The sequence below is a fragment of the Cupriavidus sp. UGS-1 genome, from assembly GCF_021213615.1.
GTDB lineage: Bacteria > Pseudomonadota > Gammaproteobacteria > Burkholderiales > Burkholderiaceae > Cupriavidus.
Genome location: NZ_JAJQJF010000006.1, coordinates 206,308 through 231,669, shown reverse-complemented (window position 1 = coordinate 231,669; position 25,362 = coordinate 206,308). Strand labels below are relative to the sequence as shown.

22 protein-coding genes are annotated in these 25,362 nt (G+C 68.3%); 14 read left to right on the top strand and 8 right to left on the bottom strand.

Translation table 11 applies throughout. From position 1 onward, the window contains the following. Window position 1: 1 nt before the first annotated feature. The 3 genes from sdhD to LRR16_RS11110 form a co-directional block, all read right to left on the bottom strand. Entirely contained in the window at window positions 2–313 is a 312-nt protein-coding gene (sdhD, locus tag LRR16_RS11120; RefSeq protein WP_052511249.1) for a succinate dehydrogenase, hydrophobic membrane anchor protein, read from the bottom strand. 66 nt (window positions 314–379) lie between these two features. After that, window positions 380–790 carry a succinate dehydrogenase, cytochrome b556 subunit gene (gene sdhC, locus LRR16_RS11115; protein ID WP_006578084.1) on the bottom strand — a complete coding sequence of 137 codons (411 nt, stop codon included), beginning with the start codon at window positions 788–790 and terminating at the stop codon, window positions 380–382. A gap of 339 nt (window positions 791–1,129) precedes the next feature. After that, window positions 1,130–1,990, bottom strand: coding sequence for a GntR family transcriptional regulator (locus LRR16_RS11110; protein ID WP_232205869.1), 861 nt, complete (start codon window positions 1,988–1,990; stop codon window positions 1,130–1,132). Window positions 1,991–2,403: 413 nt separating this feature from the next. On the opposite strand from LRR16_RS11110, the gene LRR16_RS11105 reads away from it, so the two are divergent. The 7 genes from LRR16_RS11105 to LRR16_RS11075 all read left to right on the top strand — a co-directional run bounded on the left by LRR16_RS11105 (window position 2,404) and on the right by LRR16_RS11075 (window position 11,767). After that, a complete protein-coding gene (locus LRR16_RS11105; RefSeq protein WP_232205868.1) occupies window positions 2,404–3,387 on the top strand; it encodes a malate dehydrogenase in 984 nt (327 codons plus the stop codon). Window positions 3,388–3,626: 239 nt separating this feature from the next. After that, complete coding sequence (locus tag LRR16_RS11100) at window positions 3,627–4,607, top strand: CoA ester lyase (protein WP_006578854.1); 981 nt, start codon at window positions 3,627–3,629, stop codon at window positions 4,605–4,607. A 214-nt stretch (window positions 4,608–4,821) separates the two neighbouring features. Next, a complete protein-coding gene (locus LRR16_RS11095; protein WP_232205867.1) occupies window positions 4,822–5,442 on the top strand; it encodes a hypothetical protein in 621 nt (206 codons plus the stop codon). 101 nt (window positions 5,443–5,543) lie between these two features. Next, window positions 5,544–6,998, top strand: a complete 1,455-nt coding sequence (locus tag LRR16_RS11090) for a bifunctional 2-methylcitrate dehydratase/aconitate hydratase (RefSeq protein WP_232205893.1) — start codon at window positions 5,544–5,546, stop codon at window positions 6,996–6,998. 321 nt (window positions 6,999–7,319) lie between these two features. Then, on the top strand, window positions 7,320–10,025 hold the full coding sequence (gene acnA, locus LRR16_RS11085) for an aconitate hydratase AcnA (protein ID WP_064575918.1): 2,706 nt from the start codon (window positions 7,320–7,322) through the stop codon (window positions 10,023–10,025). 191 nt (window positions 10,026–10,216) lie between these two features. Then, window positions 10,217–10,366 (top strand): hypothetical protein, encoded by a 150-nt coding sequence (locus LRR16_RS11080; RefSeq protein WP_023264052.1) that lies wholly within the window; start codon window positions 10,217–10,219, stop codon window positions 10,364–10,366. Between the two features lie 198 nt (window positions 10,367–10,564). Further along, window positions 10,565–11,767, top strand: a complete 1,203-nt coding sequence (locus tag LRR16_RS11075; protein ID WP_006579014.1) for a DUF2863 family protein — start codon at window positions 10,565–10,567, stop codon at window positions 11,765–11,767. 127 nt (window positions 11,768–11,894) lie between these two features. Here the strand turns inward: LRR16_RS11075 and LRR16_RS11070 are convergent, their stop codons facing one another. Beyond that, entirely contained in the window at window positions 11,895–12,572 is a 678-nt protein-coding gene (locus tag LRR16_RS11070; RefSeq protein ID WP_232205866.1) for a tRNA (guanosine(46)-N(7))-methyltransferase TrmB, read from the bottom strand. A gap of 225 nt (window positions 12,573–12,797) precedes the next feature. Between LRR16_RS11070 and LRR16_RS11065 the strand changes: the two genes are divergently transcribed. Continuing rightward, window positions 12,798–14,447 carry an ABC transporter substrate-binding protein gene (locus tag LRR16_RS11065; RefSeq protein WP_232205865.1) on the top strand — a complete coding sequence of 550 codons (1,650 nt, stop codon included), beginning with the start codon at window positions 12,798–12,800 and terminating at the stop codon, window positions 14,445–14,447. A 176-nt stretch (window positions 14,448–14,623) separates the two neighbouring features. On the opposite strand, the gene LRR16_RS11060 is transcribed toward LRR16_RS11065, so the two are convergent. From LRR16_RS11060 to LRR16_RS11045, 4 genes are all read right to left on the bottom strand, one after another. Further along, window positions 14,624–15,526, bottom strand: a complete 903-nt coding sequence (locus LRR16_RS11060; protein ID WP_232205864.1) for a spermidine synthase — start codon at window positions 15,524–15,526, stop codon at window positions 14,624–14,626. Window positions 15,527–15,624: 98 nt separating this feature from the next. Then, window positions 15,625–16,176 (bottom strand): DNA-deoxyinosine glycosylase, encoded by a 552-nt coding sequence (locus LRR16_RS11055; RefSeq protein WP_232205863.1) that lies wholly within the window; start codon window positions 16,174–16,176, stop codon window positions 15,625–15,627. Then, entirely contained in the window at window positions 16,176–18,095 is a 1,920-nt protein-coding gene (htpG, locus tag LRR16_RS11050; RefSeq protein ID WP_232205862.1) for a molecular chaperone HtpG, read from the bottom strand. The genes LRR16_RS11055 and htpG overlap by 1 nt, the downstream gene beginning before the upstream one ends. 190 nt (window positions 18,096–18,285) lie before the next feature. Then, window positions 18,286–19,902 carry a PLP-dependent aminotransferase family protein gene (locus LRR16_RS11045; RefSeq protein ID WP_232205861.1) on the bottom strand — a complete coding sequence of 539 codons (1,617 nt, stop codon included), beginning with the start codon at window positions 19,900–19,902 and terminating at the stop codon, window positions 18,286–18,288. A 237-nt stretch (window positions 19,903–20,139) separates the two neighbouring features. On the opposite strand from LRR16_RS11045, the gene LRR16_RS11040 reads away from it, so the two are divergent. The 6 genes from LRR16_RS11040 to LRR16_RS11015 all read left to right on the top strand — a co-directional run bounded on the left by LRR16_RS11040 (window position 20,140) and on the right by LRR16_RS11015 (window position 25,190). Continuing rightward, window positions 20,140–20,976 carry an alanyl-tRNA editing protein gene (locus LRR16_RS11040; RefSeq protein ID WP_370646790.1) on the top strand — a complete coding sequence of 279 codons (837 nt, stop codon included), beginning with the start codon at window positions 20,140–20,142 and terminating at the stop codon, window positions 20,974–20,976. Between the two features lie 5 nt (window positions 20,977–20,981). Then, window positions 20,982–21,635: a LysE family translocator gene (locus tag LRR16_RS11035; RefSeq protein ID WP_232205891.1), complete on the top strand. Its 654-nt coding sequence runs from the start codon at window positions 20,982–20,984 to the stop codon at window positions 21,633–21,635. Between the two features lie 132 nt (window positions 21,636–21,767). Next, window positions 21,768–22,709: a DMT family transporter gene (locus LRR16_RS11030; RefSeq protein WP_232205890.1), complete on the top strand. Its 942-nt coding sequence runs from the start codon at window positions 21,768–21,770 to the stop codon at window positions 22,707–22,709. 32 nt (window positions 22,710–22,741) lie between these two features. Then, complete coding sequence (locus LRR16_RS11025) at window positions 22,742–23,206, top strand: RidA family protein (protein ID WP_064575904.1); 465 nt, start codon at window positions 22,742–22,744, stop codon at window positions 23,204–23,206. Window positions 23,207–23,311: 105 nt separating this feature from the next. After that, a complete protein-coding gene (locus LRR16_RS11020) occupies window positions 23,312–24,499 on the top strand; it encodes a PLP-dependent aminotransferase family protein (protein ID WP_006579864.1) in 1,188 nt (395 codons plus the stop codon). 46 nt (window positions 24,500–24,545) lie between these two features. Then, entirely contained in the window at window positions 24,546–25,190 is a 645-nt protein-coding gene (locus tag LRR16_RS11015; protein WP_232205860.1) for a glutathione S-transferase family protein, read from the top strand. Window positions 25,191–25,362: the final 172 nt, after the last annotated feature.

Below are 25,362 nucleotides of genomic sequence, written 5' to 3'. Positions count from 1 at the left end.
ATTACACCCTCCAGAGAATCTGAGCAGCGTAGCCCGCGCATCCGACGAGCCACAGAATCGTAAGAACTTGCAGCACGAGGCGAACCGCCATCGGCTTCACATAGTCCATCCAGATGTCGCGCACGCCGATCCAGGCGTGATAGAGCAGCGACAGGATCGTGACGAACGTCAGGATCTTCATCCATTGATTGGCGAACAGGCCTGCCCAGCCCTCATACGAGGCACCGTTCGACAACAGGAACGCCACCGCCAGCACGACGGTGTAGATCACCATCACCACGGCGGTCACGCGTTGGACCAGCCATTCCTTCATGCCGTAGTGGGCACCGACGACCAGACGCTTGGGACCGATATTGTTATTTGCCACCTTGCATGCTCCTCAAAACACGCCGAACAGCTTCAGGCCGAACACCGCGGTCAGCAGCAGGCTGACGATCAGCACGGCGATGGCCGACTTGGCCGACGACGGCTTGTCGACGCCGACGTGCATGTCCAGCAGAAGGAAGCGGATACCGGCGCAGAAATGATGCAGATAGCCCCAGATCAGAACCAGCAGAACCAGCTTGACGAAGCCACCGGACAGAAGGGCCGAGAACTTTGCGAAGCTCAGTTCGGAAGTGACGCTCTGCTCGAAGAGGTAGAGGATGAAAGGAAGGAGGAGGAACAGCAGCGCACCGCTGACGCGATGCAGGATGGACACCTTGCCGGCCCAGGGCAACCGGTAGCGTGCGAGTTGCCCGATACCGATATTCCGGAACTCCGGCCTGGCTTGTTTGACGGCTTCAGCCATGCGAGACCCCATTAGCGATAAAAAAACGAAAGAGCCGAATGCACAATGTGCAAATCCACGTGATTTTAGCGCCTTTGTTGCGCGGCGCACCAATAATTTTCGACTATCGCACACCAACATGGCGGCCGCGACAATCGCGTGCAACGCCGCTTTGCGACGATCGCGCGACGGCCGCGCGAACCGGATTTCCACCCTTTGCCGCGCATTCCGATCGCCCTGCGCAATGCCGGCCGCGGTTGGCGGCAAGGCGCGCAACAATCGCCCAGAAAATCGCTCCGACAATCGCCCCGACAATCGCCCGCGTCTTCGCCCAGTTCGCGCCTGAGCGCGCGGCGCCGGTCAGCTCAGATCGTTCTGGTAATAGTGCCGCGTGGTCACATACAGCCCGCGCCGTACTTCGACGGGACGGTCGCCGTAGGTGAACGAGACCCGCTCGACCGACAGCAGCGGCGAGCCGGGTTCGACCGACAGCAGCGCGGCGGCGGTCTCGTCGGCGCTGACCGCGCGGATCTTCTCGGTGGCGCGCACCATGCGCGTACCGAACTCGGCCTCGAACAGCGCGTACATCGGCCCTTTCCACTCGGTCAGCTTTTCCGCCGTCAGACCCTTGAAGTTGGCGCCCAGCAGCCAGATGTCGTCGAGCACGGTGGCTTCGCCGGAGAAGAACAGCACGCGGCGGATCTGCACGACGCTGTCGCCGGTGCGGATATCGAGCAGCCGCGCGATCTCGGCGGGCGCCCGCAGGCGCTTGCATTCGAGCACCCGGCTGGCGCCGTAGTGCGGCTCGCCCTCGTCCGGGACCAGCCGCAGGAATCGGAACTTCACCACGTCCTCGTGATGGGTCGTCACGAAGGTACCCTTGCCCTGCCGGCGCGCCACCAGGTTCTCGGCGGCGAGCTCGTCGATGGCCTTGCGCACCGTGCCCTGGCTGACCTTATAGCGGGCCGCCAGCTCCATTTCGCTCGGAATCATCTCGCCCGGCTTCCATTCGCCGGACTGCAGGCTCTGCAGGATCAGCGACTTGATCTGCTGGTACAGCGGGCTGAAGGTCGGGGAGACGCCGCCGGCGGCGGCGCTGGAGGCGGCCGAAGCCGGCGGCACACTGGCGGGCGCGGACGCCGACGTCCCGGCGCCGGGCGTGGCGGCGCCGTCTTGCGCGGCCGGTACGGCGGCGGCGAGGGACGTGGGCAACGTGGACATAGGCGGATTTCACCACAGATCGGCAAAGCGCGTCCAGCGCTGCATCAAATGTCTTATGTCTTATATAAGACATATGAATTGACAGCGCATGCCACGGCGCCTACACTCGCGCCGTCTCGTGCGCCCCCGGTGCGCGCTGCGGGTGCGCTGTGGTGCTGTCGCGTCCGCCTCCGCCGGAATACGGCTGGATGCGGTCCGCGGCTTCGCAGTAGACTTACGCCTTGTCGTCATCCGCGGTCTTCCGCAGCCGCCGCACCCCCGCCCGCCCTGCCGAGCCCGGCGCCGGACGGTGCGCCGCCGCCCGTGGCGACAACCTCCCTCCCGGTGTGCCCCGGCGCGATCGCGCGACAGATCGCGCGCCGCGCCTCGTGCCGCACCGGCCGGTTTCCCTTTCTTCGTTTGGAGACTTACAGATGGCTAAAGCCCCCATGCGCGTCGCAGTGACCGGCGCCGCTGGCCAGATCGGCTACTCCCTGCTGTTCCGCATCGCCAACGGCGACATGCTCGGCAAAGACCAGCCGGTCATCCTGCAGCTGCTGGACCTGCCGCAGGCCCAGAACGCCGTCAAGGGCGTCGTGATGGAGCTGGAAGACTGCGCGTTCCCGCTGCTGGCCGGCGTGGTGATCACCGACGATCCCAAGGTCGCGTTCAAGGATGCCGACGTCGCGCTGCTGGTCGGCGCCCGTCCGCGCAGCAAGGGCATGGAGCGCAAGGACCTGCTCGAAGCGAACGCGCAGATCTTCACGGTGCAGGGCAAGGCGCTGGACGAAGTCGCCAGCCGCAACGTCAAGGTGCTGGTGGTCGGCAACCCGGCCAACACCAACGCCTACATCGCGATGAAGTCGGCACCGAACCTGCCGAAGGAAAACTTCACCGCGATGCTGCGCCTGGACCACAACCGCGCGCTGTCGCAGATCGCCACCAAGACCGGCAAGCCGGTGTCGTCGATCGAGAAGCTGTTCGTCTGGGGCAACCACAGCCCGACCATGTACGCCGACTACCGCTACGCGACCGTCGACGGCCAGAGCGTCAAGGACCTGATCAACGACCACGCCTGGAACAACGACGTGTTCCTGCCGACCGTCGGCAAGCGCGGCGCCGCCATCATCGAGGCGCGCGGCCTGTCGTCGGCTGCCTCGGCCGCCAATGCGGCGATCGACCACGTGCGTGACTGGGTGCTCGGCTCGAACGGCAAGTGGGTCACGATGGGCATCCCGTCGGACGGCTCGTACGGCATTCCGCAGGACGTGATGTTCGGCTTCCCGGTCACCACGGCCAACGGCAAGTACGAACTGGTCAAGGGCCTCGAGATCGACGCCTACAGCCAGGAAAAGATCAACATCACGCTGAAGGAACTGGAAGAGGAACGCGCCGGCGTGCAGCACCTGCTGGGCTGATACCCTTCCCTTCGCCGCATGCGAAACCGGGGCACCGCATCGAACCATCGAAGCGGGCCCCGGTTTTTTGTTGGTCCCCGCGTAGGCGTACGTCCGATACCGGCCGCGCCGCCTTCGCTGTAAACGGGTGGTTCCGGCGTTTGCCGTCGTTGTCTTGCCTGTCGCAAGGCGGCACGGCGGACCAACCCGCTTTCCGCATTTTCCCGATTCCCTTTGACACCGTTAAAGACGAAGACGACGTGCATCCATCCGAAGTCTTGTTCCAGGGCGAAGCCGTACCGGTCCAGCTGCCGGTCTGCGACCACTATGCCGGCAGCGAGAAGCTGATGCGCAAATCGCTGGCGCTGCAGCAGGAGCTCGGCCCGGTGTTCGACCTGACCCTCGATTGCGAGGACGGCGCCGCGGTCGGCAGCGAGCGCGAACACGCGCAGCTGTGCGCGCAGCTGATCAACGGCCCGCTGAACCTGTTCAACCGCGTCGGCGTGCGCATCCACGACCCGGCGCACCCGAGCTGGGGCGACGACGTCGATATCCTGGTTGCCGGCGCAGGCGCCCGGCTAGCCTATGTGACGGTGCCCAAGGTCACCGACGTGGTCGAGGTCGCCCGCGTGACCGACCGCGTCAACCAGGCCGCGCGCGCGGCCGGCATCGCGCGCCATATCCCGATCCATGTGCTGATCGAAACCCACGCGGCGCTCGAGCAGGTGTTCCGCATCGCCTCGCTGGTGCAGGTCGAATGCCTGAGCTTCGGCCTGATGGATTTCGTCTCGGCGCATCACGGCGCGATTCCCGGCGAGGCGATGCGCTCGCCGCAGCAGTTCGAGCATCCGCTGGTGCGCCGCGCCATGCTGGAGATCGCGGCGGCCTGCCATCGCCACGGCAAGGTGCCGTCGCACAACGTCAGCACCGATATCCAGAACCCCGAGCGCGCCGGCGAGGACGCCCGCCGCGCCCGCGCCGAACTGGGCTTCCTGCGCAAATGGAGCATCCATCCGGCGCAGATCGGCCCGATCGTGCGGGCCTTCCAGCCGGGCCACGAGGAAATCGGCCTGGCCAGCGCGATCCTGCTGGCCGCGCACGAGAACAACTGGGCGCCGATCCGGCACCAGGGCGAACTGCACGACCGCGCCAGCTACCGCTACTACTGGGCGCTGCTGCAGCGTGCCCATGCGACCGGCGCCACGCTGCCGGCCAATGTGACGGAACTGTTTTTCGGCTGAGCCGGCTGCCGGGCCCACGACCGGAGCCATCGCAGCCATCGCGAAAGACGGTGCGCCGGCGGTCCGGCAAATCGGAGAGAATAGCGGCGCCGCGTCCGGGCCGAACCCGGACCGGCATGCCCGCAAGGCCAACAACAACAAGCGCGACAGCGCAGAATCCGCAGAATCAAACCTGCAATTTCCGCATCCACCCATCATCTCGAGGAAGTATCCGATGAAACACCTCCTGCTCGCCGCCTGCCTCGGCGTCTTCACGCTGTCGGCCGGCAGCGCCGCCATCGCCCAGGAAACCGCCAAGAAGGCCAGCACGGCCAAGAAGAGCGCCGCCAAACCGAAGGCCAAGGCCAGCAGCAAGAAACGCACGACCAAGGCCGCGGCCGCCGCGGCCCCGGTGGTACCGGAAGGCGAGAAGTGGCAGTGCGAACTGGGCAAGTCGCTGTACGTCGCCGGCAACATGCTGCGCGACGAAGTGATCACCGTGCACTGGGACGGCCGCAACCACCGCCTGCCGCGCCAGGCCACGGTGACCGGCGCCGACCGCTATTTCGACCCGCAATCGGGCCTGGACCTGGTGGTGATCCCGAGCAAGGCCATGCTGTTCGACCGCAACCACGGCCAGCGCCTGGCGGACGAGTGCCAGACCTCCGCGATGCTGGCCGGCGCCGCCGCGCCGACCCAGTCCGGCGCGCTGCGCGCCCCGGTGACCCGGCCGCTGCTGGTCGCGCCGTCGACGCCGGCCCAGGGTACCGAGCCTGCCGCGGCCACTCCGGCCGCTCCGGCCGCCGCGGCTCCGGCTGCCGGCGCCACCGAGCAGCAAGCGGCGCCGCGCCAGTAAGACGCGGCACCCGGCCCCGCGGGTGCCTGCCCGCGGGGCCACGCAGCACCACACCGAGGGGAAGTGTCGTGTCGGCAGCCAATCCGCATCTCCATCCGAATCTGCGTCCGGACCTCCGTCCGGACGCCCGTCCCGAGCCGGACCAGGTACTGGTCGACATTGCCGACTATGTGACCCGGTACCAGGTCAAGAGCGCCCTCGCCTACGACACTGCCCGCAACTGCCTGATCGATACGCTGGGCTGCGGCCTCGAGGCGCTGTCCTACCCTGCCTGCACCAAGCTGCTCGGCCCGCTCGTGCCGGGTACCGTGGTGCCGCACGGCGCCCGGGTCCCCGGCACCCAGTTCCAGCTGGACCCGGTACAGGCCGCCTTCAACATCGGCACGATGATCCGCTGGCTGGACTTCAACGACACCTGGCTGGCGGCCGAATGGGGCCATCCGTCCGACAACCTCGGCGGCATCCTGGCCACCGCCGACTGGCTGTCGCGCCAGCGCGTCGCGGCCGGCAGAAAGCCGCTGACGATGAAGGACGTGCTGACCGCGATGATCAAGGCCCACGAGATCCAGGGCTGCATCGCGCTGGAGAACGCGTTCAACAAGGTCGGGCTGGACCATGTGGTGCTGGTCAAGGTCGCCTCGACCGCGGTGGTCGCGCAGATGCTGGGCCTGTCGCGCGACGAGATCGTCAATGCGCTGTCGCTGGCCTGGGTCGACGGCCAGAGCCTGCGCACCTACCGGCATGCGCCGAACACCGGCAGCCGCAAGAGCTGGGCGGCCGGCGACGCCACCAGCCGCGCGGTGCGGCTGGCGCTGATCGCCAGGACCGGCGAGATGGGGTATCCCTCGGTGCTGACGGCAAAGACCTGGGGCTTCTACGACGTGCTGTTCGGCGGCAAGCCGTTCCGCTTCCAGCGCCCGTACAGCTCCTACGTGATGGAAAACGTGCTGTTCAAGATCTCGTTCCCGGCCGAATTCCACGCCCAGACCGCGGTCGAAGCCGCGATGACGCTGCACGGGCTGCTGAACGGCATGGGCCGGGGCGCGGCCGAGATCCGGCGCGTGACCATCCGCACCCACGAGGCATGCCTGCGGATCATCGACAAGCAGGGGCCGCTGGCCAATCCGGCCGACCGCGACCACTGCATCCAGTACATGGTGGCGGTGCCGCTGCTGTTCGGCCGGCTGACCGCCGAGGATTACGAGGACAGTGTCGCCGCCGATCCGCGCATCGACGCGCTGCGCGAAAAGATCGTCTGCGTCGAGGATGCCGGCTTTACCGCCGACTATCACGATCCGGACAAGCGCTCGATCGCCAATGCGCTGACGGTGGAGCTGGCCGACGGCACGGTGCTGCCCGAGGTGGCGGTCGAATACCCGATCGGGCACCGGCGCCGCCGCGCGGACGGCATCCCGCTGCTGGTCGAGAAGTTCAGGACGAACCTGGCACGCCGCTTCCCGCCGAAACAGCAGCAGGCGATCCTCGACGTGTCGCTGGACCAGGCGGCGCTGGAGGCCATGCCGGTGCACGAGTACGTCGATCTGTATGTCATCTAGCGCCGTGAAAAGTCGTATCGGCCCCGGCGCGGCATCCTTGGGTTGCCCTTCGGTTACCGATCGGGCGTCTCGGGTAACCATCCCAAGATGTGATTTGTTCCGCTCTTTTACTGGTATAGCATGCGCAAAGCCCCAAGTGGCGTGCGGGTTGCCCGTGCCGGAGGTGACGCATAAAGTAATGCTGATGCCGTCACCCAGCACCGCGTTCTCCGCCATGGCCATCCGCCACGTGATGCCGACGCGCAGCGAAGCTCACACAACGTCCCGTACGAAGTCCGCACGAAGTCCCGCAAACAGCACCTCTTCGATTGGAGTCAGGCAATGCCCCACAACTTGAACGACACGCTCAAAGAATTCCAGATCGGCCCTTCCACCAAGGGACAGTTCTACTCGCTGCCGCAGCTGGGCAAGGCCCTGGGCGTCGCCGTCGAGCGCCTGCCGGTGTCGATCCGCCTGGTGCTCGAATCGGTGCTGCGCAACTGCGACGGCAAGAAGGTGACCGAGGAACACGTGCGCCAGCTGGCCAACTGGGACCCGAACGGCGCGCGCGTCGACGAGATCCCGTTCGTGGTCGCCCGCGTGGTGCTGCAGGACTTCACCGGCGTGCCGCTGCTGGCCGACCTGGCCGCGATGCGCAACGTGGCCGAGAAGATGGGCCAGAACCCGAAGAAGATCGAGCCCCTGGTGCCGGTCGACCTGGTGGTCGACCACTCGGTGCAGGTCGACCACTTCCGCGAGAAGAAGGCGCTGGACCTGAACATGCAGCTCGAATTCCAGCGCAACAACGAGCGCTACCAGTTCATGAAGTGGGGCATGCAGGCGTTCGACACCTTCGGCGTGGTGCAGCCCGGCTTCGGCATCGTGCACCAGGTCAATCTCGAATACCTGGCGCGCGGTGTCCACCAGAAGGAAGGCGTCTACTACCCGGACACGCTGGTCGGCACCGATTCGCACACGACGATGATCAACGGCATCGGCGTGGTCGGCTGGGGCGTCGGCGGCATCGAGGCCGAGGCAGGCATGCTGGGCCAGCCGGTCTACTTCCTGACGCCGGACGTGGTCGGCGTCGAACTGCAGGGCCGGCTGCGCGAAGGCGTCACCGCCACCGACCTGGTGCTGACGATCACGGAGATGCTGCGCCGCGAGAAGGTGGTAGGCAAGTTCGTCGAGTTCTTCGGCGAAGGCACCGCCAGCCTGTCGGTGCCGGACCGCGCCACCATCGGCAACATGTCGCCGGAGTACGGCGCGACCATGGGCTTCTTCCCGGTCGACGAGAAGACCATCGAGTATTTCCGCGGTACCGGCCGCACGCCCGAGGAGATCGCCGCGTTCGAGGCCTATTTCCGCGCCCAGCAACTGTTCGGCGTGCCGCGCGCCGGCGAGATCGACTACACCAAGGTGCTGACGCTGGACCTGTCGACCGTCGCGCCGTCGCTGGCCGGCCCCAAGCGTCCGCAGGACCGGATCGAGATCGGCAACGTCAAGCAGACCTTCGCCGACCTGTTCAGCAAGCCGGTCGCCGAGAACGGCTTCAGCAAGGACCCGGCCGACCTGGAGCGCGTCTACAAGACCTCGGACGGCATTTCGGTGCGCAACGGCGACGTGCTGATCGCGGCGATCACCTCGTGCACCAACACGTCGAACCCCAGCGTGATGCTGGCCGCCGGGCTGCTGGCCAAGAAGGCGGTGCAGGCGGGCCTGCACGTCGCGCCGCACATCAAGACGTCGCTCGCCCCCGGCAGCCGCGTGGTCACCGAATACCTGAAGGCCGCCGGCCTGCTGCCGTACCTGGAGAAGCTGGGCTTCGGCGTCACCGCCTACGGCTGCACCACCTGCATCGGCAATGCCGGCGACCTGACCCCGTCGCTGAACGAGGCCATCGTGCAGAACGACCTGGTGGCCGCCGCGGTGCTGTCCGGCAACCGCAACTTCGAGGCGCGCATCCATCCGAACATCCGCGCCAACTTCCTCGCCTCGCCGCCGCTGGTCGTGGCCTATGCGATCGCGGGCAATATCCTGTGCGACCTGATGACCGAGCCGCTGGGCAAGGGCAAGAACGGGCGCGACATCTATATCGGCGACATCTGGCCGACCTCGGACGAGGTCAACGCGCTGATGCGCTTCGCAATGGACGAGGAGACCTTCAAGGACAACTACGAGAAGGTCAAGAAGCCGAGCACGCTGTGGGGCAAGATCAAGGGCACCTCGGGCCAGGTCTACGACTGGCCGAAGTCGACCTATATCGCGCAGCCGCCGTTCTTCGAGAACTTCACGATGGAGCCGGACAGCGGCGCGCGCAGCATCCGCGGCGCCCGCGCGCTCGGCATCTTTGGCGACTCGGTGACCACCGACCATATCTCGCCCGCGGGCTCGATCAAGGACACCTCGCCGGCCGGCAAGTACCTGCTCGAGAACGGCGTGCTGAAAGCCGACTTCAACAGCTACGGCTCGCGCCGCGGCAACCATGAGGTGATGATGCGCGGCACGTTCGCCAATGTCCGCATCAAGAACCTGATGATCCCGCCGCGGGAAGACGGCACCCGCGTCGAGGGCGGCTACACGCTGTTCCAGCCGTCTGGCGAACAGCTGTCGATCTACGACGCGGCGATGCAGTACATCGCCGAAGGCACGCCGACCGTGGTGTTCGGCGGCGAGGAATACGGCACCGGCTCGTCGCGCGACTGGGCGGCAAAGGGCACGCAGCTGCTGGGCGTCAAGGCCGTGATCGCGCGCAGCTTCGAGCGGATCCACCGCTCGAACCTGGTCGGCATGGGCGTGCTGCCGCTGCAGTTCAAGGGCGAGGACAGCGCGCAGTCGCTGGGCCTGACCGGCACCGAGACCTTCGACATCGAAGGCATCGAGGGCGAACTGCGCCCGCAGCAGGACGTCACGCTGGTGATCCACCGCGACGGCGGCCAGACCCAGCGCGTGCCGCTGCTGCTGCGCATCGACACGCCGATCGAGGTCGACTACTTCAACCACGGCGGCATCCTGCCGTTCGTGCTGCGGCAGCTGCTGGTGGCTTAGTCGCTGCTCAGGCGCCGCGCCATGGCCCCGGGTCCGGTGCGACCGGGCGCCATGGCCGTGTCATGAATCTGTCATGGCTCCAGCGCGCACGTATGTAAGTTCCACGCAAGGCTGCGCTGCCACACTCGGTCTCATTCGTAGAACAGCGCGGCCCCGCTCCAGGGGCCGCCATCGAGACTTAGGAGACAAGCATGGCCAAGATCCTGATCGCCTTTATCGTCATCGCCGGCGCCGCCCTGATGCTGCTGATGCAGGGAGGCGGCGACGTCTCGATGGGCGGCGAGCAGCACGGCGCCGAAACCCACGCACCGGCCTCGGGCGAGACCGCGACCCAGAAGTGACCCGGCGGCCCTGACGGGCCCGAATCCCAGGCGGACACCGTTCCGAGGCGTCACACTTGTGCCGGACAGGCGCCGGACGCCGACACGCCGCCCCAGCGGCACATGGCCGATCCATCAGGGTTTGCCCATGCGTTCGCTGGGCCGTGTCAACGCAACGAGTAGAATACCGTTTTACCGAAAAACGGATGAACTCAGCATATGGCAGGTTTTCGCCCCAAGGCCTCTCAACGACTGTCGCCGGACGCCGAGCGTCTGGTCGCCGACGCGCTCGCGCTCGACGCGTCCGGTAGCCGCATGGAGGACGCGTATTGGGAACGGCGCCTATCGCAACGCCTGGGCCGGCTGCTGAAAAACGGCAGCCAGTCCGCGCTGGACGCCGCGCTCGAGCATCTGTTCAAGCACAACGTCGACGCCTCCGACGTGCTCGCCGAGCAGGCCGAGACGCTGGCCGAATCCGCCACGGTCGAGATCGACGGCGTGCGTTACGACGCGCTGCTGATCGCGGCGCCGATCCTGGCCCACACCCGCTACGCGATTCCGTCCGGCGCGCTCAAGCCCGAGCAGGCGCAGACGCTGGCCGTGCACCTGCAGGCGCATGTGGTGGCCTCCAACGCCCGCATGGCGCTGTCGCCCTATCTGTACAGCATCGACCAGCTGCCGCGCACCCATAGCGACACCTTCGCGCTGACCCACAAGCTGATCTCGGCCGCGCTGGCCGGCGTCGCGCCCAAGGTCGACCTGCGCGACCTGCCGGAGACGGCGCCCATCCTGGCCGACCCGCGCTATCTGCTGGCGGTGGTCGTCGCCGAGCACGAGCAGCCGCTGTTCCGCTGGCAAGAAGAGTCGAAAGAACACCACGCCGAGCGCTCGGTCTGCCTCGAGCAATGGCGCACGCAGGTCCAGCCCTCGCTGGCGCTGCTGCTGCCCGGCTGCGAATTCGAGCTGCTGCTGCCCGACGCCTTCTTCCTGTCGTGCCGCGAGTCGGACAAGAGCATCCGTCCGCTGACGGTGCGGGCCGCGGTCAACTATCTGTGCGGCACGCTCGATATCACCGCGGGCCAGCTGGCGGCGGTGACCGCGGCATTCGGCGAGGACGAGGTCGAGGAATACCGCGTCGCGTTCACGATGCGCGGCGAGAAGGACGTGATCTACGGCATCGTCTGGCCGGTCTACGGCCGCGAGTCGGGCGAGATCGACGACAGCGGGCAAGGCAATCCGCTCGAACAGATCTGCGAGGAACTGCGCAACGCCGGCGTCGACGATATCTTTCGCCACGCCTCGCTGTTCGATCCCGAATACTGCGAGGACTGCGGCACGCCGCTGTACGCCGACCGTTCCGGCGAGATCGTGCACGCCGAACTGCCCGAGGACGCGCCGACGCAGCAGCCGCTGTTCCACTGAGGTTTCGCATCCCCGTCGTCCCCGCGCAGCCGGGGACCCAGCGTCTTGCGAACCACTGCAGTCACTGGATCCCCGCTTTCGCGAGGACGACAGACAGGTCCACGGCCCGCAGCGATGCGGGCCGTTTTCATTGGGGCGCCGGTCCCTCGCTGACGCAGCGCCACAGCGGATGGCCCGAGGCCTGGTACTTGCGTTCGAACGGCGTCATCGGTGGCTCGGGATGCAACGGCTCGGTACGCGCGGGCCGGCCCACCAGCGCGAGCGCCTGCGCGAATTCGTCGATATAGACGGGCCAGTTGCTGCGGCACTCCAGATAGTCGCCGCAAGCGGCCAGCGCCGGGAACACCGCATGGCCATGCCAGCGCCGCCCCAGGTGACCGATCTTCGGCCACGGATTCGGATACAGCACGTAGTGGCGCGCCACCGCGATGCGGTGGCGCTGCAGCAGGCGCCAGACGTCGACCAGATCGGCGCGGGCCCAGACGAAGTTGTCCGGCAGCGCGCCCTGCCACCAGTCCTTGCCGGCCGTCAGCCGCTTCTCCGACTGGTCCACGCCGATGACGAAGTGGTCGGGATGCGCCTGTGCCAGCCGCAGCGTGCTTTCGCCGACGCCGCAGCCGGCATCGAGAATCAGCGGCGCCCCGCCGGCGGCCTGCCAGCTGGCCAGCGCCGCATCGAGCGCGCGCCGGCTGACCTCGCCGATCGGCTTGCGGAACGGCTCGGCGAGATGGCGGGCGACACGGGTGGCGAGCTGCTGGTGGGCATCAGTCTGGGCCGATGCGATCGGGCGGGAGTTGGCGAACATGGGCGCGATTCTACCGGGGGCGATTCCGCCCGGCGCGATTCGCCGAGCCCCATTGGCGCCCGCGCTCGCCATAAGCATATGACGCACGCATCGCACGCGGCCCGCCATTTATCGGCACAATGCGCATCAAAGCCATCCGCGAACCCGCCTGCCCGCCTCGGCCGCAGCAGCAGCAACAGCACACCAGCAGCCACCGCGCAGGCCCGTACCAGGAGCCAAGCAACGATGCCGCACCGCCAACGCCCCCTTCACCCGTTTCGCCAGACCACCCCTGCCCTGCCATCGCGCCGCGGCTGGCTGCAGGCCAGCGCCGCGCTGCTGGCCACGCTCGGTGCCAGCGCGGCCTTCACGCTGCTGCCCGCCGGCGCCGCGCAGGCCGAGGACCTGCGCATCGGCCTGGCGGCCGACGTCACGTCGATGGACCCGCACTGGAACAACGCGGGGCCCAACAACGCGATCGCACTGCATATCTTCGAATCGCTGGTGTTCATGGACAAGAACGCCCGCTACATCCCGGGGCTCGCGCTGTCGTGGAAGCCGATCGACGCGACCACTTGGGAAATCAAGCTGCGTCCCAACGTCAAGTGGCACGACGGCTCGCCCTTCACCAGCGAGGACGTCAAGGCGTCGCTGCAGCGCCCCGAGAAGCTGACCAACGCGCCGGGCTCGTTCACCAGCTACACCAAGCCGATCGCGCGAATCGACACGCCGGACCCGCTGACGGTGCGGCTGACGATGAACGTGCGCAACTACGCCAACCTCGCCAACGACCTGAACAGCGTGCCGATCATGCCCAAGCGCATCGCGGCGACGCTGAACCAGACGGACTTCGACAGCGGCAAGGCGATGATCGGCACCGGGCCGTTCAAGTTCGTCCGCTTCGCGCGCGGCAGCGAGATCGTGATGGAGCGCAATCCGGATTACTGGGGCCCGAAACCCGAGTGGGACCGCGCGGTGTTCCGCATCATCACCGACAGCGGCGCGCGCACCTCGGCGCTGCTGGCCGGCGATGTCGACGTGATCGAGAGCGTGCCGTCGGCCGACGTGGCGAAGCTGAAGAAGGACGCACGCTTTCGCATCGAGCAGCAGGTCTCGTGGCGCACGATCTTCTGGCAGATGGACCAGTCGCGCGACAACCCGCCTTATGTGACCGACCGCGCCGGCAAGCCGCTCGGCAAGAACCCGTTCAAGGACGCGCGCGTGCGCGCCGCGATCAGCCACGCGCTGAACCGCGACGCGATCGTCTCGCGCATCATGGAGGGCCTGGCGGTGCCCGCCTCGTCGATCGTCTCGCCGCAGATCTTCGGCCATCCGGGCACCAAGCCCGACGCCTACGATCCGCAGCGCGCCAGGCAGCTGCTGGCGCAGGCGGGCTACCCGGACGGCTTCGGCCTGACGCTGCATGCGACCAACAACCGCTACCTGAACGACGCGCAGGTGGCGCAGGCTACCGCCAGCATGCTGACGCGCATCGGCATCCAGACCAAGGTGGAGACCATGCCGGTGGCGGCGTACTTCACGCGCGCGCGCCAGGGCGATTTCTCGTTCCAGATGCTGGGTTGGGGCTCGGCCGCGGCCGACGTCGCGCTGCGCTCGATCACCGGCACGCCCGATCCCAAGACCGGCTATGGCACGTGGAACTGGGGGCGCTACAGCAATCCGCAGCTGGACAAGCTGATCGAGACCTCGCTGACCACGATCAGCAGCGACAAGGCGCGCGAGGAGAACGCCCGCACCGCCGCCAAATTCGCACTGGCCGACCACGCCATCATTCCGTCGCACAGCCAGCTGGCGATGTGGGCGATGCGCAAGGGCATCCGCTACGAAGCGCGCACCGACGAATGGTCGCTGGCGCAGTTCTTCCGCAAGGAATAGCGACAGATAGCGCCCGAATCGGGCTAGCGGCTCCCCTCTCCCGCGCGCGGGAGAGGGGTTGGGGGAGAGGGCAACGGCGGTCCCGACACCGCCGCGCTCGAAAACCACCTCCCTCTCCCCAGCCCTCTCCCCCTGAGGGGGAGAGGGAGAACACCACGGCCGGCAATATAGTCCGCCTAGATCCTCAACCGCTCCTCCTGCCGCGCATTCGCCCTGCGCAAGCCCTTGACCCACTGGCGCGCCGGCAGGCCCGTCGCTTCCTGCACCACGCGCGCGCGCTGGTCCAGCGTTTCCCAATCGATGTCGATCGCCGGCCCATTGAAGGCCAGCGCGATGACGTTGCCGTCGTGCACCTCGGGAAACACCAGCACGCGATCGTCGAACGCCTCGCAGATCCGCACGATGTTCTTCGGAAAGCTGTCGTGGTCGCCGAACAGGTTGATCGTCATCACGCCGGGGTCCTTCAGCACGCGCCGGCAGGCCTTGTAGAACGCCGTGGTGTCGAGCACCGGCCCGCGCGCGGTGGCGTCGTACAGGTCGACCTGCAGCACGTCGTGCGCGCCGGTGCTGGCGGGGTCCATCACATAGTCCCAGGCGTCCTGTTCGCGCACGGTCAGCCGCGCGTCGTTCTCGCGCAGGCCGAACATGCTGCGACCCGCGACGATCACGGCGGGATTGAGCTCCACCGCGGTGACGCGCGCGCTGGCGAAATGCCGGTGGCAAAACTTCGTCAGCGAGGCCGCGCCCAGGCCCAGCTGCGCGATATGGAAATCGCGCTGCGACGGCGACAGGAACAACAGCCACGCCATCATCTGCTGCGCGTACTCCAGCTCGATCGCATCGGGCTTGCGCAGCCGCATCGCGCCCTGCACCCACTCGGTGCCGAAATGCAGATAGCGCACGCCGTTCCATTCGGAGAAGGTCACCGGCGCAAAGCGCGGCGTCATCCGTTTCTCGTCGCTCGGGTCACGGTCGGCGGCCGTGTCGCGATCGTGGCGGCGCGCGGCGCGCTCGCGTTCGCCGCGCGCGGGGCGGCGCGAAGCCACGGCTTCGATCGATTTTCTTTTCAACAGGGTCATGGGTCGGCAATGCGGTCGGCAATGCGGTCCGCAACGCAGTCAGCAATGCGGCGGGCTACGGAAAGACCGCCCCATTCGAAGAGGCGGTCCGGCGTCAATCACGGCCGCGATTGTGACAGAAGCGCGCGCCACAACTCCAGTTTCTGCTCGAAGGTGCGCGCGGCATGGGCGGGGCTCGACGAGGGCAGCACCACGGTCTCGTATCCCGCAGCGGCGAACTGCGGCGCGAAGCGGCCCGAGGTGCCGCCGTTGAAGCCGACGCGGCGCAGCGCCGGCGCCAGCTGCCGCAGGCGCTCGAAATCGTTGGCCTGCGGATGGCGGATATTGGAATCGAGGCTGCCGGGCCGCACGCAGGCGCCCAGCACGTCCCAGATGCCGACGCGATGCGCCAGCACGCGCGTCAGCCGCTCGGCATAGGGCAGCTCGGGCAGCGGTTCGCCGAGCAGCGCGCCGAGCAGCGGCCAGAACTGGTTGCGCGGATGCGCGTAGTACTGGCGCGCGGCCAGCGACGCGGCGCCGGGGAAGCTGCCGAGGATCAGCACGCGGGTATGGCGGTCGATCACCGGCGGCAGGCCTTGCTGCAGGTCTGGCGGCGCCTCTGGCGACGCCGCCGACGGTACCACCCGGGGCACGCCGCGCCTGGCCGGCATCAGGCCAGCAGCTTGTTGATCCGCTGCACGTAGGCCGCGGGGTCTTCCAGCATGCCGCCCTCGGCCAGCAGCGCCTGGTCGAACAGCACGTGCACGCGGTCGGCGAACGCATCGCCCTCGGCTCCCGCATCGGCACCGGCCAGCTGGCGCAGCTTGCCCACCAGCGCGTGCGACGGGTTCAGTTCGAGGATCGGCTTGGTCTGCGGCGCCTTCTGGCCGGCCTGCTTCAGCAGCCGCTGCAGATAGCCGCTGATCTCGCCCTCGTCCGACACCAGGCACGAGGCCGAGTCGGTCAGCCGCAGCGTCACGCGCACGTCCTTGGCCTTGTCGGCCAGCACCTCCTTGGCGCGCGTCAGCACGTCCTTCCATTCGTCCTCGGCCTTCTGCTGCTCGGCCTTTTCCTCTTCGTCGGCCAGCGCGCCCAGGTCCAGGCCGCCGCGCGCCACCGACACCAGCTCCTTGCCGTCGAACTCGTTCAGGAAGGACAGCATCCATTCGTCGACGCGATCGGTCAGCAGCAGCACCTCGATGCCCTTCTTGCGGAACACCTCCAGATGCGGGCTGGCCTTGGCGGCATTCCACGTGTCGGCGGTCACGTAGTAGATCTTGTCCTGCCCTTCCTTGATGCGGCCGACATAGTCGGCCAGCGACACGGTCTGCTCGGCCGAATCCTGATGGGTCGAGGCGAAGCGCAGCAGCTTGGCGAGGCGTTCCTGGTTCGCGGTGTCCTCGCCCAGGCCCTCCTTGAGCACCTGGCCGAACTGCTGCCAGAAGCTGGCGTACTTGTCGCGCTCGGCCTGGTCCTCGCTGTCGGCCATCGCTTCGAGCATCGACAGCACGCGCTTGGTGCTGCCTTCGCGGATCGCCTTGACGTCGCGGCTTTCCTGCAGCAGCTCGCGCGAGACGTTCAGCGGCAGGTCGGACGAATCGATCACGCCCTTGACGAAGCGCAGGTAGTTCGGCAGCAGCTGCTCGGCGTCGTCCATGATGAAGACGCGCTTGACGTACAGCTTCAGGCCGCCGCGATGGTTGCGGTCCCACAGGTCGAACGGCGCGCGCGCCGGGATGTACAGCAGCTGCGTGTATTCGTTGCGCCCTTCGACGCGGTTGTGCGTCCATGCCAGCGGCTTCTCGTGGTCGTGCGCGATGTGCTGGTAGAACGCGACGTACTGCTCCTCGGTGATGTCGCTCTTGGCCCGGGTCCACAGCGCGCTGGCCTGGTTGACGCTCTCCCACTCGTCGGTGCGCTTGTACGCGCTGGTGTCGGCGTCCCAGACCTCCTTGGGCATGCGGATCGGCAGCGAGATATGGTCGGAGTACTTGCGGATGATGTCCTTGATCTTCCACGCCGACAGGAAGTCGTCCTCGCCCTCGCGCAGATGCAGCGTGATCGCGGTGCCGCGCTCGGCGCGCTCGATCGCATCGACGGTGAACTCGCCGTCGCCGCCGCTCTCCCAGCGCACCGCCTCCGAGGCGGGCACGCCCGCGCGGCGGGTCTCGACGGTGACGCGGTCGGCGACGATGAAGGCCGAGTAGAAACCAACGCCGAACTGGCCGATCAGCGCGGCGTCCTTCTGCTGGTCGCCCGACAGCTGCTCGAAGAATTCCTTGGTACCCGAACGCGCGATCGTGCCCAGGTTGCGGATCGCCTCGTCGCGGCTCATGCCGATGCCGTTGTCGGTGATCGTGATGGTGCGGGCCTGGCTGTCGGTCTCGATGCGGATCGCCAGGTCGGCGTCGTTCTCGAGCAGCGCGGGATTGGCGATCGCCTCGAAGCGCAGCTTGTCGGTGGCATCCGAGGCGTTCGAGATCAGCTCGCGCAGGAAGATCTCCTTGTTGCTGTACAGGCTGTGGATCATCAGATGCAGCAGCTGCTTGACTTCCGCCTGGAAGCTCATCGTCTCGTGCGTGGCGTTCATGGTTCTCCTCGTCAATGGGTCCCGGCGCCGCCGCCGCGCAAAGGCGGCAGCGCCCATCATTCAGTTCGGTGCGCCGCGGGCGGGTGGCATGGCGGCGCCGGTGGCGGCCAGATAGGGACGCCCCGGCGGATTTTCAAGTGGCAAGCCCGAGGCCCGGGTCAGCCCCGGTGCAGCCCCGGGCGGCCGGGGGCTATAGCCGGTCGAGCTGGCGCGCCAGGAAGTCCAGCATTTGCGGATCGTGGCCGCAGGCGACGTTGAAGCGCATCCAGCCGGATGGCAGCTGCGACGGCGAGAACAGGCTGCCGGGCGCGAACAGATAGCCCTCCTCGTGTCCGGCCGTGGCGATCGCATTGGTATCGCGGCCGGTATCGGCCCACAGGTACATGCCGGCATGCTGGCCCGGAAACAGCGTCAGCCCGAGCTTCTCCAGCGCGTGCCGCGTCTCGTCGCGGGCGCGCTCCAGCCGGTTGCGCACGCGTTCGACATGCTTGCGGTAGTGGCCCTCGGTCAGCACCTTGTACAGCACGCGCTCGTTGATCTCCGGCGTGGCCAGCCCGGCCAGCAGCTTGGCGTCGGTCAGGCTCTGCGCCAGTTCGGGACGCGCCGCGACGAAGCCGACCCGCAGGTTGGCTGCCAGCGTCTTGGAGAAGCTGCCGAGGTAGATCACGCGCTTGAGCTGGTCCAGGCTCGCCAGCCGCGTGGCAGGATGGCCGGGCGGGCACAGGTCGCAGTAGATGTCGTCCTCGACCACCAGGAAGTCGTACTGCTCGGCCAGCCGCAGCAGCTGGAAGGCCTTGGCGGCCGACAGCGAGGTGCCGGTCGGGTTGTGCAGCACCGAATTGAGGACCAGCAGCCGGGGACGGTGGGCCTGCACGATGCGCTCCAGCGCCTCGAGGTCGGGTCCCTCGGCCGTGTACGGCACGCCGATCACCTGCGCGCCCTGGGCGGCGAAGCGCGCGAACATCACGAACCAGGCGGGATCGCCGACCAGCACCGGATCGCCGGGCCGGACATAGAGCCGCGCGATCAGGTCCAGCGCCTGCGTGATGCCCGAGGTCAGCACGATCTGTTCGGGTGCGGCGCCGATCTCCAGCTCCGCCAGCCGCGTGCGCAGCTGCTGGCGCAGCGGCAGGAAGCCCTCGGGCGTGCCGCTGGCCAGGAAATGGCTGCCCGGCTGGCGCGCCAGGCCGCGCAGCGCGCTGCCGATCAGCTCGCCATCGAGCCAGTCGTTGGGCAGGAAGCCCAGGCCCGGCGCCTTGCGCGGCTCGGCACGGTGGAACATGTTGCGCAGCAGCCAGGGCACGTCGATGTTGCGCGACGCATGCGGCGCCGTGGCGCCCTCGCTTGGCATGCCGGCGCCCAGGCCCGGGCCGATCGACGGCCCCCGCTCGCGCACGAAGAAGCCGGAGCCGCGCCGCGATTCGAGATAGCCCAGCGCGACCAGCCGGTCGTAGGCCTCGACCACGGTAAAGCGCGAGATGCCCTTGTCCTGCGCCAGCTGGCGGATCGACGGCATGCGCATGCCGGGGCGGAACACCCGCTCCTCGATCCGCATCCGCGCCCATTCGGTCAGTTGCCCGACCAGCGTCATCTGCGCCGAGGGCACCGGGTCGGGCAGGCTGTCGGCGGCCGACAGCTCGCCCGATGCCGGAGGGGCCGACGGCAACACCAGCCGCAGCGGACGGCGGCTGGCGGCACGGGCCGGCCTGCCGGCCGCCTCGTCCTTGCCCTGGCCGATCGCCTGCCCGGCCGGCGGCGTTTGCCCGGTCTCGCCGTGCGGCGACCCGGCCTGATTTCCTGTTTCCATGGACGGCCCCCGAAAACTGTACTGAGGATCAGCAGAATAACTGTATCGGTACTGTACCGACAACCTTGTCTAACATCGACACACGATAAAAGCCGGTCCGGCGTCACCCGGCGAACCGGTGCCCGGCTGTCCGGCCGGCAAGGCCATGCCGGCACAGGCGGCCGCACCGGTACAGGCTCCGGCGCTCGGCCAATACCGGCCCACATACCGACACCCCGCAGAACAAGGAGACCCCCGATGTCCGACACCCCGCTGCCGCCCACGCGCAAGCGCTTCGACGAGGACGCCTATCTCGACCGCTGCGACGCCACCGTGCTCGCGGTACTGCCCGAGGGCATCGTGCTCGATGAAACGGTCTGCTACGCGCGCAGCGGCGGCCAGGCCGGCGATACCGGGACGCTGACGCTCGCCGACGGCAGCACGATCGCGCTGGCCGAAACCGTCTACGCACCGGATCGCAGCGCGATCCTGCACGTGCCCGCGCCCGATCAGGCGCTGCCGGTAGTGGCCCCCGGCGACCGCGTCACGGTCGCGATCGACTGGGCGCGCCGCCATCGGCTGATGCGGCTGCACACCTGCCTGCATCTGCTCGGCGCGTTGATCCCGGTGCCCGTCACCGGCTGCAACATCAACCCGGACACGGCGCGGATCGACTTCGACCTGCCCGAATCGACGCTCGACAAGGCCGAGCTCAGCGAGCGGCTCAATGCCCTGATCGCCGCCAATACGCCGGTCCGCATCGACCGCATCACGCCAGAGCAGCTGGCGGCCGAGCCCGAGCTGGTGCGCACCATCGGCGCGGCGCCGCCGGCAGGCACCGGCCAGATCCGCATCATCGAGATCCCCGGCATCGACCGTCAGCCCTGCGGCGGCACCCATGTGGCCGCGGTCGGCGAGATCGGTCCGGTGGCGGTGACCAGGATCGAGAAGAAGAGCCGCACCAACCGGCGCGTGGTGGTCAACTTCGCCGAGGGGGCCGGGCAGGCCGCCGCTTCCGCCGCCGCTTCCGCCGCCGCTTCCGCCGCCGCTTCCGACGCCGACGCCAGCGCGGGCCCGGCGCGCGCCGCCGCATGAGTGCGATGCCGATGGATGCCGCGCTGACCGGCTGGCTCGCCGGGCTCAGCGTGACCCAGTTTGCCGCGCTGCTGTCGCTGATGACGGTCGGCCTGTTCACGCCCGGGCCCAACACCACGATCGCCGCGGTGACCGGCGCCAACTTCGGCCTGCGCGCGACGCTGCCGCACTGCATCGGCGTCGCGCTCGGCTTCGCCAGCATCCTCGCGCTGTGCGCGGCCGGTGTCGGCGCGCTGATCGTGGCGAGCCCGGTGCTGGCCACGATCGTCCATCTGGCCGGCGTGGCCTATCTGCTGTGGCTGGCCGCGAAGATCGGCCGCAGCGCCGCGCTCAGCGACCGGCAGGTGCTGGCGCCGTTGTCCGTCTGGCAATCGGTGGCGCTGCAGTACGCCAACATCAAGGCCTGGATGCTGGCGCTGGCGATCGCGGCCTCGTACATGTCGGGCGCCGCGTCGCCGCTGCAGCGCGGCCTGCTGGTGTGCGCGGTGTTCGGCGTGTTCGGCTTTCTCAGCAACGGCGCCTACGGCGCGATGGGCGCGTCGCTGCGCCAGTGGCTGCAGGTCGGCCAGCGCATCCGCTGGTTCAACCGCGCGATGGGGCTGGCGCTGGCGGCCACCGCGCTGTGGATCGCCGTCGCCGGGCGGCCCGCGATTTCGTAGTGCCACGCCGGAATACGGCCGCCCAACAAAGCCTCGCATGAACGCCACCAGGACCCTGTCATGACGCAACGCGACACCGCCGCGCCCTGTCCCCCGACTGCCGCCACGCAGGCCGACGCGCCGAGCGGCGGCATGCTGCTCGGCTTCATCGGCGTGGCGATCTTCAGCCAGACGCTGCCGTTTACGCGGATGGCGGTGGCCGAGCTCGATGCCACCTTCGTCGCGCTGGCGCGCGCGCTGGTGGCCACGCTGCTGGCGCTGGCGCTGCTGTGGCAGCGTGGCGCGCTGTCGGCGGCGCGCCGTCCGCGCGGCGGCCAATGGTTCCGGCTCGCCGTGACCGCGCTCGGCGTGGTGATCGGCTTTCCGCTGTTCTCGTCGCTGGCGATGCGCGAAGTGCCGGCCGGCCACGGCGCAATCGTGGTCGGGCTGCTGCCGCTAGCCACCGCGGTGTTCGCCGCCTGGTTCGGCCGCGAGCGGCCGTCGATGGCGTTCTGGGCCGCGGCGGTCGCCGGCAGCGCGCTGGTAGTCGCCTTCGCGCTGTGGCAAGGCGCCGGCGCGCTGCAGCACGCCGACTGGCTGCTGTTCGCCGCGATGGTGCTGGGCGCGCTCGGCTATGCCGAAGGCGGCAAGCTGTCGCGCGAGCTCGGCGGCCTCGAAACGATCAGCTGGGCGCTGGTGGTCTCGCTGCCGGCGGTGCTGCCGACGGTCGCCTGGCTGGCCGCGCAGACGCTGCCGCAGATCGCCGCCGCGTCGGCGCGCGCATGGCTCGGCATGGCCTACGTCTCGCTCTTTTCGATGTTCATCGGCTTCGTCTTCTGGTACGCCGGACTGGCGAAAGGGGGCGTGGCCCGCGTCGGCCAGATACAATTGCTGCAGCCGTTCATGACGCTGGCCGGCGGCGCCTGGCTGCTGGCCGAGCCGCTCGACGCGCCCACCATCGGTTTCGCCGTCGCGGTGATCGCGGTGGTGGCGCTGGGCCGCCGCACCGCGGTGCGTGCCGCGCCCGCTGCTGCGACTGCCGCCACGGCTGCCGCCGCCGCGTCCGCCGGCCTGCCGCCGGCACGATCCCGCTGAACCACCCCGAACTCTCGAGAACAGGAGTCTTCATGTCCGTCTATGACACCCTCGCCCGCCTGGGCATCGAACTGCCGACCGCCGGCGCCCCCGCCGCCGCCTACGTGATGGCGGCGCAGACCGGCACCACGGTCTTCCTGTCGGGCCATATCGCCCGCAAGGACGGCAAGCCGTGGGTCGGCAAGCTCGGCGACCAGCTGGGCACCGAAGAGGGCAAGGCGGCGGCGCGCGCGATCGCGATCGACCTGCTGGCGACGCTGCACGCGCATGTCGGCGACCTGAACCGCGTCGCGCGCATCGTCAAGGTGATGAGCCTGGTCAATTCGACGCCGGACTTCACCGAGCAGCACCTCGTCACCAACGGCTGCTCCGAGCTGCTGGCCGAAGTGTTCGGCGACAAGGGCAAGCATGCCCGCAGCGCGTTCGGCGTCGCGCAGATTCCGCTGGGCGCCTGCGTCGAGATCGAGATGATCGTCGAAGTGCAAGCGGTCCAGTAAGGCCGGCCCCACCGTTTCAGGCGTGCGCGCCCCGCGCGCACCGCCACATCGATTTGACCGACATCGCGCGGCGCCGCCGCGCGAGAACCACACCAAGAGACCATCATGCATTGGGCCATCTCCCGCCGGGCGCAACAACTGACCAGCTCGGCCATCCGCGAAATCCTCAAGGTCACCGAGCGTCCGGAAGTCATTTCGTTCGCCGGCGGCTTGCCGTCGCCCGCGACCTTCCCGGTCGCCGCGATGGAACAGGCGGTGGCCCGTGTATTCGCCGACAACCCGCACGCGGCGCTGCAGTACACCGCCACCGAGGGCTATCTGCCGCTGCGCGAATTCATCGCGCGCCGCCATGGCGTGGATGTCGAGCGCGTGCTGATCACCACCGGCTCGCAGCAGGCACTGGACCTGCTGGCCAAGGTGCTGATCGATCCGGGCAGCCCGGTGCTGGTCGAGACGCCGAGCTATCTTGGCGCGCTGCAGGCCTTCTCGCTGTTCGAGCCCGAGTTCGTCTCGCTGCCGAGCGACGACCAGGGCCTGCAGCCCGAGGCGCTGACCGCCGAGCTGACCGCCGGCGCGCGCTTCCTGTACGCGCTGCCCAACTTCCAGAATCCGACCGGCCGCCGCATGCCGCTGGAGCGCCGCCAGGCGCTGGTGCAGCGCGCCCGCGAGCTGAACGTGCTGCTGATCGAGGACGATCCGTATGGCGAACTCAGCTACACCGGCAACCAGCTGCCGACGCTGCTGTCGATGAATCCGGACGGCGTGATCTACATGGGTTCGTTCTCGAAGGTGCTGGCGCCGGGCCTGCGCCTGGGCTATGTGATCGCCCCGCCCGATCTGCATTTCAAGCTGTGCCAGGCCAAGCAGGCCTCGGACCTGCATACGCCGAGCTTCACGCAGCGCGTCGCCTACGAGACCATCCGCGACGGCCTGCTCGATACGCATATCCCGACCATCCGCGAGCTGTACGGCAACCAGTGCCGTTACATGCTGGATGCGCTGGCGCGCCATATGCCGGCCGGCGTCAAGTGGAACCAGCCCGAGGGCGGCATGTTCATCTGGATGTCGCTGCCCGAGGGGCTGGACAGCATGGCGATCCTGCAGGAGGCGGTCAAGCGCAACGTCGCCTATGTGCCCGGCGCCCCCTTCTTCGCCACCAATCCGCGGCAGAATACGCTGCGGCTGGCCTTCGTCACCGTGCCGCCCGAGCGCATCGAGCAAGGCGTGGCGATCCTCGGCAAGCTGTTCGCCGAGGCCATCGCGGCGCAGGCAGGCCAGGCGAAGGCGGCCTGATCCGCGTCGACAGGCCGCGGCACCGACCAGAACAAGGAAGACCGATATGTTGCGCATCTGGGGCCGGCTCTCTTCGATCAACGTCCAGAAGGTCGTCTGGTGCGCGCGCGAACTGCATCTCGATCACGAGCGGATCGATATCGGCATCACGCGCGGCGACCTCGACACCGAGGCCTACGTCCGGCTGAACCCGAACCGGCTGATCCCGGTGATCGAGGACTTCCGCGGCACCGATATCGGCGGCGAGCCGTTCGTGCTGTGGGAATCGAATGCGATCGTGCGTTACCTGTGCGCGCAGTATGGCGAAGGCACGCTGTGGCCGGAGGACGTGCGCACGCGCGCCTCCGCCGACCGCTGGATGGACTGGCAGAACACCGCCTTCACGCCGGCCATGGTCGACGCCTTCGTGCAGACGGTGCGCACGCCGGCCGAGCGCCGCGACGCCGATGCGGTGGCCCGCTCGATCGCGCGTGCCGAGCCGCTGGCCGCGCTGCTCGACAAGGCGCTGACCGGGCGCGAGTTCATCTGCGACGACCGCTTCAGCATGGCCGACATCTCGCTGGCCTGCGCCGCGCACCGCTGGATGGGCATGCCGATCCGGCGCGAGCCGCGTCCGGAACTGGAGCGCTGGCTGGCCAAGATGCGCGCGCGGCCGGCGGCGTCGGGCATCCTGGTGTTGCCGCTGGCTTGATCCATGCGGGTGCCCGCATCGACGCCGGCCGCCCGCCTCTCTCTCCCCCGCAGCGGCCTTTCCTCCCCGTTCCATCGCCGCCGTGCCGGCAAGCAGACATTTCCGTTCCGCAACAATTGGAGTACGCTGCACACCGGACGCGCGCCCCGGGCAAACCCTGATTCCTGAATCC

Bases quoted from the DNA above. Each gene is read 5' to 3' on its own strand.
- sdhD (WP_052511249.1), bottom strand. From the start codon at position 313: ATGAAGGAATGGCTGGTCCAACGCGTGACCGCCGTGGTGATGGTGATC.
- sdhC (WP_006578084.1), bottom strand. From the start codon at position 790: ATGGCTGAAGCCGTCAAACAAGCCAGGCCGGAGTTCCGGAATATCGGT.
- LRR16_RS11110 (WP_232205869.1), bottom strand. From the start codon at position 1,990: ATGTCCACGTTGCCCACGTCCCTCGCCGCCGCCGTACCGGCCGCGCAA.
- LRR16_RS11105 (WP_232205868.1), top strand. From the start codon at position 2,404: ATGGCTAAAGCCCCCATGCGCGTCGCAGTGACCGGCGCCGCTGGCCAG.
- LRR16_RS11095 (WP_232205867.1), top strand. From the start codon at position 4,822: ATGAAACACCTCCTGCTCGCCGCCTGCCTCGGCGTCTTCACGCTGTCG.
- acnA (WP_064575918.1), top strand. From the start codon at position 7,320: ATGCCCCACAACTTGAACGACACGCTCAAAGAATTCCAGATCGGCCCT.
- LRR16_RS11080 (WP_023264052.1), top strand. From the start codon at position 10,217: ATGGCCAAGATCCTGATCGCCTTTATCGTCATCGCCGGCGCCGCCCTG.
- LRR16_RS11075 (WP_006579014.1), top strand. From the start codon at position 10,565: ATGGCAGGTTTTCGCCCCAAGGCCTCTCAACGACTGTCGCCGGACGCC.
- LRR16_RS11070 (WP_232205866.1), bottom strand. From the start codon at position 12,572: ATGTTCGCCAACTCCCGCCCGATCGCATCGGCCCAGACTGATGCCCAC.
- LRR16_RS11065 (WP_232205865.1), top strand. From the start codon at position 12,798: ATGCCGCACCGCCAACGCCCCCTTCACCCGTTTCGCCAGACCACCCCT.
- LRR16_RS11060 (WP_232205864.1), bottom strand. From the start codon at position 15,526: ATGACCCTGTTGAAAAGAAAATCGATCGAAGCCGTGGCTTCGCGCCGC.
- LRR16_RS11055 (WP_232205863.1), bottom strand. From the start codon at position 16,176: ATGCCGGCCAGGCGCGGCGTGCCCCGGGTGGTACCGTCGGCGGCGTCG.
- htpG (WP_232205862.1), bottom strand. From the start codon at position 18,095: ATGAACGCCACGCACGAGACGATGAGCTTCCAGGCGGAAGTCAAGCAG.
- LRR16_RS11045 (WP_232205861.1), bottom strand. From the start codon at position 19,902: ATGGAAACAGGAAATCAGGCCGGGTCGCCGCACGGCGAGACCGGGCAA.
- LRR16_RS11040 (WP_370646790.1), top strand. From the start codon at position 20,140: ATGTCCGACACCCCGCTGCCGCCCACGCGCAAGCGCTTCGACGAGGAC.
- LRR16_RS11035 (WP_232205891.1), top strand. From the start codon at position 20,982: ATGCCGATGGATGCCGCGCTGACCGGCTGGCTCGCCGGGCTCAGCGTG.
- LRR16_RS11030 (WP_232205890.1), top strand. From the start codon at position 21,768: ATGCTGCTCGGCTTCATCGGCGTGGCGATCTTCAGCCAGACGCTGCCG.
- LRR16_RS11025 (WP_064575904.1), top strand. From the start codon at position 22,742: ATGTCCGTCTATGACACCCTCGCCCGCCTGGGCATCGAACTGCCGACC.
- LRR16_RS11020 (WP_006579864.1), top strand. From the start codon at position 23,312: ATGCATTGGGCCATCTCCCGCCGGGCGCAACAACTGACCAGCTCGGCC.
- LRR16_RS11015 (WP_232205860.1), top strand. From the start codon at position 24,546: ATGTTGCGCATCTGGGGCCGGCTCTCTTCGATCAACGTCCAGAAGGTC.